At 70.7% G+C, this 6,792-nt stretch carries 4 protein-coding genes; 1 reads left to right on the top strand and 3 read right to left on the bottom strand.

Features of this window, described 5'->3' with window-relative positions; all coding sequences use genetic code 11:
- Positions 1-16: 16 nt before the first annotated feature.
- Positions 17-1,252, bottom strand: coding sequence for a phosphoserine phosphatase SerB (serB, locus tag E4099_RS08325; RefSeq protein WP_135338319.1), 1,236 nt, complete (start codon positions 1,250-1,252; stop codon positions 17-19).
- 89 nt (positions 1,253-1,341) lie between these two features.
- Positions 1,342-2,778: a streptophobe family protein gene (locus E4099_RS08330; RefSeq protein ID WP_135338320.1), complete on the bottom strand. Its 1,437-nt coding sequence runs from the start codon at positions 2,776-2,778 to the stop codon at positions 1,342-1,344.
- 233 nt (positions 2,779-3,011) lie between these two features.
- Between E4099_RS08330 and E4099_RS08335 the strand changes: the two genes are divergently transcribed.
- Positions 3,012-5,711, top strand: a complete 2,700-nt coding sequence (locus tag E4099_RS08335) for an ABC transporter ATP-binding protein/permease (protein ID WP_425348251.1) — start codon at positions 3,012-3,014, stop codon at positions 5,709-5,711.
- An 89-nt stretch (positions 5,712-5,800) separates the two neighbouring features.
- On the opposite strand, the gene E4099_RS08340 is transcribed toward E4099_RS08335, so the two are convergent.
- A complete protein-coding gene (locus E4099_RS08340; RefSeq protein ID WP_135338322.1) occupies positions 5,801-6,610 on the bottom strand; it encodes a transglycosylase SLT domain-containing protein in 810 nt (269 codons plus the stop codon).
- Positions 6,611-6,792: the final 182 nt, after the last annotated feature.

Consider the following 6,792-nt stretch of genomic DNA (forward strand, 5'->3'; position numbering starts at 1 on the left):
TCCGAGGCCCCCGGGATCAGTCGGCGTGCGTCTCCGCCGCCACGACCTCTTCCCGGGTGATCCCCAGCAGGTAGAGCACGGTGTCCAGGAACGGCACGTTCACCGCGGTGTGCGCCGCCCGCCGCACCACCGGCTTGGCGTTGAACGCCACCCCGAGCCCGGCCGCGTTCAGCATGTCGAGGTCGTTGGCCCCGTCACCGATCGCAACCGTCTGGGACAGCGGCACCCCGGCCTCGGCGGCGAAGCCGCGCAGCAGCCGTGCCTTGCCCGCCCGGTCCACCACGTCCCCGACCACCCGGCCGGTCAGCTTGCCGTCCACCACCTCCAGGGTGTTGGCGGAGGCGAAGTCCAGCCCCAGCCGCTCCTTGAGGTCATCGGTGACCTGGGTGAACCCGCCGGAGACCACACCCACCTGGTAGCCGAGCCGCTTGAGGGTGCGGATCAGGGTCCGGGCGCCGGGGGTGAGCCGCACCTCGGCCCGCACCTTCTCCACCACCGACTCGTCCATGCCCGCCAGCAGCGCCACCCGGGCGTGCAGGGACTGCTCGAAGTCCAGCTCCCCGCGCATCGCCCGGGCGGTGACCTCGGCGACCTCGGCCTCACAGCCCGCGTGCGCCGCGAAGAGCTCGATGACCTCGTCCTGGATCAGCGTGGAGTCCACGTCCATGACCACCAGCCGCTGCGCCCGGCGCTGCAGACCGGAGGAGACCACCGCGACATCCACCCCCAGCGCGGCCGCCTCGGTGGCCAGCGCGGTGCGCAGGTTCGAGGTCTCCGCTCCGGAGACCTCGAACTCCACCGCGGTCACCGGGTACTTCGCGAGCCGGAAGATGCGGTCGATGTTTCCGCCGGTCCCGGTGATACGGGCCGCGATGGCGGCCGTGGACCGGGCGGTGAGCGGATGTCCGAGCACGGTGACGTGCGAGCGGCCCAGGCCGCGCGGCCGGTTGTCGCCGCGGCCGGAGATGATCTCCGCCTGGAGCCGCAGCGAATCGGCCCAGCTGTGCACGGTCGCCCGCAGGTCGCCCTCGGTCACCCCGGCCGCGGTCGGCGGGGTCACCAGGGCGCACAGCACTATGCGCCCCCGGGTGACCACCTGCTCGATGTCGACGACGCGCACGTCGTAGGCGGCGAGGGTGTCGAACAGCCCGGCGGTGATGCCCGGGCGGTCCTTACCGAAGATCTTGACGAGCAGAGTGGGGTCATCTTCGCCCGGTACGGCGGTGGCAGGTGGGATCTGCGATGCGCTCATGGTGCTTCCACCGTATCGGGCGGACCGCCCTGATCGTGCGGGTGTCCGTGCTCCGGACTCCTGTACGGCGGAAGGCGTTCCCCGCGCGGTCACCGGCGCGTCACCCGTACCTGGCGAACGGGCTCACCTCTGGCGAACGGGCTCACCTGTCCACCCGCCACCCCCGTCGTCCAGGCGAGCAGCGCACCCAGCGCGCCCCCCAGCGCGCCCCACCCGGCGCCCAGCAGCACGGCGAGCGGAACGCTGCCCTGGAGATCGAGCGTGGAACCGAAGCCGTCGAAGCCCAGCACGGACAGCCCGGCTCCCGCCGACAGCCCGGTCAGCCACACCACCAGCGGCAGCGCCAGCGCGGTCGCCACCCCCAGCCGCAGCGCGCACCGCCCGGCGAAACCGTACGGGCCCCACGCTCGTCCGCCCCCGGCCCGGGACGGCACCGGGGTCCGCACCGCCAGCAGCACCCCGGCGGCCAGCACCATCAGCACCGAGGCGACCACCAGCAGCCACACCCGGCTGTCCAGTTCGGCCAGCCGCCCGATGGTGATCCGCTCCTTCTCCTGCGCGCCCAGCAGCTGGTCGAGCGGATCCGGCAGCACCTGCCGCAGCGCGCCGGTGGCCTGGCCGTGCCAGGGCACGAACAGCCCCAGCGAGACCCCGAGCCAGACCCCGTTCGGCGCCCCGAGCAGGGCGGTGCCGATGACCAGGCCGGGGCGGTCGTCCCGGATGGCCGCGTACAGACCGGCCGCGATGCCGGCGACGACGGCCAGCACCAGCACCGCGCACAGCGCCGAGACCGCCGGCCGCACCACCCGGTGCACCGCCTCCCAGCCGCGCGGCAGCGGGGTGCGGCGCGAGGCGAGCAGTGCGATCAGCAGCACCGCCAGGACCCAGACCACGCCCCCCAGCAGGGAGCGGCCGGTCCGCACGGTGTAGCCGACCCGCGCCTTGGCCCGCACCAGATCCGCCAGGGCGTCCGGCAGCTGCCCGGCGCCCAGGTCCCCCAGGTCGCCCAGTGCGCCGGCCAACCGGTCGAGCAGGCTGCCGTGACCGGTCCGCCCGGTGCCGCCCAGCCCGAGCGTGGAGCTGTCGATCGTGACCGTATCGTTGCCCACCCAGCAGAGCCCGCCCAGGATCAGCAGGAAGAGCAGGACGACCGCTCCCGCCCGGGCGGCGAGCTCCCCGCCGCCGATGACCGCGCCCGCCCCGCGCAGGGAGCGCAGGAAGAACCAACTCAGCAGGAGCGCTCCGACCAGCGAGACGCCCAGCGGCGCGATGTCCACGGCGCTGCTCGCCTGGGCGCCCCGCAGACCGAAGACATGCAGGTCTCCTGACGGTTCGACGGTGCCGCCCACCGCCATCGCCACCGCGGCGGCGGTCATCGGCCCCAGCGCCCCCACCTCGTCGGCCCCCATCAGATGCAGACTCAGCGCCGCCACACCCACCATGCCCAAGAACGCCCAGCTCACGGTGGCGAGTGCGGAGAGCAGCAGCTCACCGAGGTGCCGCGCGGTACCGCTGCCGGCCGTCATCGAGATTTCCCCGATCGTCGCGAGTTGCCCGGAAATTCATGATCCAGGCAGTACGTGGCCGCTCACCACTTTCCGGGGGCCTTTCGGATGAGCCGCAACTGCCCGATACGCGCTCTTGCCAACGCCCGACTTTCGGTTCAGGGACCGAGCCTGAAATAGTTCCTCACGATGATTCGCCATCCCTAGACTCCCTGTGCAGGGGGAAATTCGGGGGACAAGTAGTGGGGCATGGAGTGCCGGAACTCGTACTGGAATTGAACGGACAGACCTGGACACTTGATCCATCCAGGTCGTACAGCCTGGGGCGCGATCCACAGAGCGACCTGGTGTTGGAGGACGGCCGGGTCTCCTGGCGGCACGCCACCGTGCGCTGGGCGGGGCACAGTTGGGTCATCGAGGACCACGGCAGCACCAACGGCACCTACACGCAGGGCCAGCGGATCCAGCAGATGGAAATCGGCCCCGGTGCGGTGGTGCACCTCGGCAACGCGACCGACGGCCCCCGGCTGTCCCTGTCCGGCGCCGCGGCCCCGGCCGGCGGTGGGTTCAGCCACCAGATGGCCGCCCCACCGGCCCAGCAGGCCCCGCACCAGGCACCACCGGCCCAGCAGCAGGCCCCGCACACCCACCAGCAGGCCCCGCAGGCCCAGCACCAGGCTCCGTACGTTCCGCCCCAGCCTTCCCCCCAGCAGCCCGCTCCGCAGATGCCCGCCCAGCCCTGGGGGGTGCCGCCGCACATCCAGCAGCAGCAGGCCGGGCAGCAGGCCGCCCAGCAGGGCTGGCCCCAGGCGCCTCAGCAGGGCCAGCCGCCCCAGGGTTTCCCGCAGCAGCACCTCGCGGAGACCCGGCGGATGTCGACCCAGGAGCCGCAGCAGCACCCGGCCCAGAAGGTGGCCGCCCAGGGCCCCGGCGCGGGGGCGACCGGGCAGCCGGACCGCAACCCGACCACCTTCCACATGCTGGCCGTCGGCCGGGTGATGCGGATCGGCCGTGCGCTGGAGAACGACCTGGTCGTCTCCGACCTCCAGGTCTCCCGCCACCACGCGGAGTTCCACGTCCTGCCCGACGGGCGCTTCGAGATCCGCGACCTCGGCAGCCACAACGGCACGTACGTCAACGGTCAGCCGGTCCGGCAGCAGGTCATCGGCCCGCAGGACATCGTCGGCGTCGGCCACTCCACCTTCCGGCTGGTCGGCGACCGGCTGGAGGAGTTCGTCGACACCGGCGACGTCTCCTTCTCCGCCCGCCACCTCACCGTCACCGTGGACGGCGGCAAGCAGATCCTCAAGGACGTCTCCTTCGGCGTCCCCGAGAAGTCGCTCATCGCGGTCATCGGCCCCTCCGGCTCCGGTAAGTCCACCCTGCTCAAGGCGCTGACCGGGTACCGCCCGGCCAACCAGGGCGATGTGCTCTACGACAACCGGAACCTGTACAAGCAGTTCGCCGAGCTGCGGCAGCGCATCGGCCTGGTCCCGCAGGACGACATCCTGCACAAGGAACTCACGGTCCAGACCGCGCTCAAGTACGCCGCCAAGCTCCGCTTCCCCGGTGACACCGCGGAGGCCGAGCGCGAGGCCCGGATCGACGAGGTGCTGCGCGAGCTCAAGCTCGACGTCCACCGGGAGAAGAAGGTCACCTCGCTCTCCGGCGGCCAGCGCAAGCGGGTCTCGGTGGCCCTGGAGCTGCTCACCAAGCCCTCGCTGATCTTCCTGGACGAGCCGACCTCGGGCCTCGACCCGGGCATGGACCGCGACGTGATGCAGCTGCTGCGGTCCCTGGCCGACGACGGCCGCACGGTGCTGGTGGTCACCCACTCGGTGGCCGAGCTGGCCCTGTGCGACAAGCTCCTGGTCATGGCCCCAGGCGGATCGGTCGCCTACTTCGGCCCGCCGGAGGAGGCCCTCAACTTCTTCGGTTACGAGAGCTGGGCCGACGTCTTCTCGGCCTTCGAGAACTACCGCGACTACGACTGGGCCGGCCGCTGGCGCGGCTCGCAGCACTACCAGCTGTACGCCGCGGACATCGACGCGGTCGCCCCGCAGTCGGTCGCCGTCCAGCCGCCGCCGGCCCGGATACAGAAGCCGCAGAGCTGGGGATCCCAGCTGTGGACCCTGATCCGGCGCTACTGCGCGGTGATCGGGTCCGACCGCGGCTTCATGGGGCTGATGCTCATCCTGCCGATCTTCCTCGGCGGCGTGAGCTGTGTGGTGCCGGCCGACTTCGGCCTGGGCGCACCGACGCCCAAGCACTTCAACCAGGACGCGGGCACCATCTTGATGATCCTCGCGGTCGGTATGTGCTTCTCGGGCGCGGCCAATTCCGTACGAGAACTGATCAAGGAACGGGTGATCTACGAACGGGAACGGTCGGTCGGCCTGTCCCGCTCCGCCTATCTGATGTCCAAGGTGATCGTGCTGGGCGTGATCACCGCCATCCAGGGCATCATCCTCACCACCATCGGCCTCTCCATCCGGGAGCTCCCGGACGACGGCGTGCTCTTCAACGGCCTCCCGGCCGTCGAGATCTGCCTGGTGATCATCGCGCTCGGCTTCACCTCGATGATGATCGGCCTGGTGATCTCCTCGCTGGTCAAGACGCCCGAGAAGACCATGCCGCTGCTGGTCATGTTCGCCATCGTGCAGATCGTCTTCACCGGCATCATGTTCAAGATCTACGACTCGCCGGGTGTGGAGCAGTTCGCCTGGCTGATGCCCTCGCGCTGGGCCATCGGTGCCACCGCCGCCACCATCGACATGTCGCACATCATGGCGCCGATCGACAAGAGCGACCCCACCAACCTCGACCCGCTGTGGGAGCACAGCGCCGCGCAGTGGGGCATCGACGTGCTGGTGCTGATCTCCCTCGGCGTGCTCTGCGGCTTCCTGGTCGCGCGGCTGCTGCGCCGCAGCGAGCCGGAGGTCATGCGCAAGTAGTCGTCGCGGGAGTGGACGACGCCGCGGGGCGGCACCCTGGTCCAGGGTGCCGCCCCGCGGCGTGTGTAGGGGGGTTGCCGGGCTGTGGATCAGTACGCCGAGTTGACGTTGTCCATGGAGCCGTAGCGGTCGGCGGCGTAGTTGCAGGCCGCGGTGATGTTGGCGACCGGGTCGTAGATGTTCCACGAGGTGCCGTCCACGTGGTACGCCTTGAAGGTCGGGTCGATCACCTGGAGCAGGCCCTTGGACGGGATGCCGTTGACGGCGTTGATGTCCCAGTTGTTGATGGCCTGCGGGTTGCCGGAGGACTCGCGCATGATGTTGCGGTGCAGGCCCTCGTAGCTGCCGGGGATGCCCTTGGACTTCATGATGTCCAGGGACTCGCGGATCCAGCCGTCCAGGTTGTTGCCGTAGCTCTTCTTGGCCGGGGCGGTGTCGGCGACGGGCTTGACGGCCAGCGTGGTCCGCTCGGAGCGGTTGGCGGTGGTCTCCGCGGTCCGCTTCTTGGCGGTCTTCTCGGCCTTGGCCTTCTTGGCGGCCTCGGCCTTCTTGGCGTCGGCCTTGTCCGCGTCGGCCTTCTTGGCGTCGGCGGTGGTGTGCTTGGCCAGCGCGTCCTCGATGGCCTTCTTGGCGGCGTCGGAGGCGTCGCCCTTGGCCTCGGCCTGCTTCTGTGCGGGCTGGGGGAGGAGGTCGGCCTGCTGGATCTTGCCGCCGAAGGCGGTGTCGCTGACCGCGGCGACCGGCTGGGCGTTGAGGGCCTGGGCCTGCGGGGCGGCGTGGGCGGCGCCGGGCACCAGCGAGATGGCCAGTGCGGCGGTGCCGGCGGCGGCGATGCCGGCCGCGGAAAGCTTGTGGGTCTTGGTCAGACGGCTAGTACCGGAGATGCTGGGCAGACGCATGGGCGGTGTAGTCCTCTTCCAATCGCTCGGAGTCGCAGTGGCCGTGTGGCGCGGGTGAAGCGCCATTTCTCGGTCAACGGCGCCGTGCGACTCGAGCAATTGTTAGCGGCCGCAAAATCGCCTGGCAATGATGTGACGTACTACGCCGCTTAGTGGGAGCGGGGCCCGGTGGGAGGGGGTCG

It is taken from the genome of Streptomyces palmae, assembly GCF_004684805.1.
Taxonomy (GTDB): Bacteria; Actinomycetota; Actinomycetes; order Streptomycetales; family Streptomycetaceae; genus Streptomyces; species Streptomyces palmae.